Source organism: Mesorhizobium sp. M7A.F.Ca.CA.003.01.2.1 (assembly GCF_003998945.1).
GTDB lineage: Bacteria > Pseudomonadota > Alphaproteobacteria > Rhizobiales > Rhizobiaceae > Mesorhizobium > Mesorhizobium ciceri.
The window spans coordinates 1-801 of sequence record NZ_RZRA01001431.1; the positions used below are offsets into that span (position 1 = coordinate 1).

Genomic DNA, 801 nt, shown 5'->3' on the forward strand with positions numbered 1-801 from the left:
CCGCTGGGATGAAAAGCCTGAGATCATCGTCGAGCCCCAGCGCAAATGGCAGGCTTTCGGCAGGGCCGATGCGGCGCTGATCGCGTCCGGGACGGTATCGCTGGAACTGGCGCTGGCCGGCGTGCCGATGATTTCCTGCTACAGGCTCGACCCGGTCGCGCGCATCTTGGCGCCGTACCTCGTTTCCGTCTGGTCGGCGCTGCTGCCCAATCTGATATCGGATCGAGCGCTTATTCCCGAATTCTACGACGGCTATATCAAGCCGAACAATCTTGCCCGGCAATTGGAGGCACTGTTCGCCGACAGCGGCATGCGTGCCTGGCAGAAGGATGGATTTGCAGAGATCAGGCGGCGCATGGCTACGGGCAGACCGTCCGGCGAGATCGCCGCGCAGGTGGTGATGCGGTATGTCAAGAGAGTGAGTAGTCAGTAATCAGTAGAAATGGTCGACTTCACTACTCACTACTCACTACTCACTACTCACTACTCACTATTTCCTAATTCACCGCTTGGCGATCGGCACGTAATCCCGCTCCGGTGCACCGGTATAGAGCTGGCGCGGGCGGCCAATCTTCTGGCGCGGATCCTCGATCATCTCTTTCCACTGGGCGATCCAGCCGACGGTGCGGGCGACCGCGAACAGCACGGTGAACATCGTGGTGGGGAAGCCCAGCGCCTTCAGCGTAATGCCGGAATAGAAGTCGACATTCGGGTAGAGCTTCTTCTCGATGAAATAGGAATCGGTCAGCGCGATCTTTTCCAGCTCCATGGCGATGTCGAGCAGCGGATCGTCCTTGATGC

General features: G+C 59.1%; 1 protein-coding gene and 1 pseudogene. One reads left to right on the top strand and one right to left on the bottom strand.

Going from position 1 to position 801, the window contains the following annotated elements:
* Window positions 1-433, top strand: a pseudogene (locus EN969_RS33240) (lipid-A-disaccharide synthase); the annotation flags it as partial.
* A gap of 69 nt (window positions 434-502) precedes the next feature.
* Here the strand turns inward: EN969_RS33240 and EN969_RS33245 are convergent.
* Window positions 503-801 (bottom strand): citrate/2-methylcitrate synthase (locus tag EN969_RS33245; protein ID WP_281060058.1); only part of this gene is annotated, 299 nt, incomplete at its 5' end.